The 408-nt window shown below is 51.0% G+C and carries 1 protein-coding gene; it reads right to left on the reverse strand.

Annotated features, from left to right (window positions below):
• On the reverse strand, positions 1-408 hold a 408-nt coding region (locus EL84_RS00115; protein ID WP_200904509.1), incomplete at both ends, for a DUF5384 family protein.

The raw sequence follows: 408 nt of genomic DNA on the forward strand, positions 1-408 counted from the left end.
CCACATCGGTTTGCGCAGCTTTGTGCTTCAGTTCCTGATCGATAAATTCGTTTTCTCGCTTAACGCGGGCTTCTTCTTTCGCCAGCGCCAGTTTTTGTTTCTGAATCTCTAAGCTGCGTAGCTCATCTTCATAACTTTGATCGCGTTTTTTGTCCGCAGAGGCTTCGGCGTCCAGTTTATCCTGACGAGCTTTCTTATTTGCCGCTGCCGTTGCCGCTCTTTTGTTAGCGGCGGCCTGGGCATTTGCGCGACGTTGCTTCTCTTGCTGGATTTCCCTGTTGCGCTCCGCGACCCATTCGTCATGCTGCCTTTGCTCTTCATTTTTACCTTGCTGTTCCGCTTCTGCGACAGCAGAGAGTTGATCCTGCAATGATGAGGCGATAGCCGGATAGCTTAAGGAGGCTAAGA

It is taken from the genome of Paenibacillus sp. VT-400 (genome assembly GCF_001029205.1).
Lineage (GTDB): Bacteria > Bacillota > Bacilli > Paenibacillales > Paenibacillaceae > Paenibacillus > Paenibacillus amylolyticus.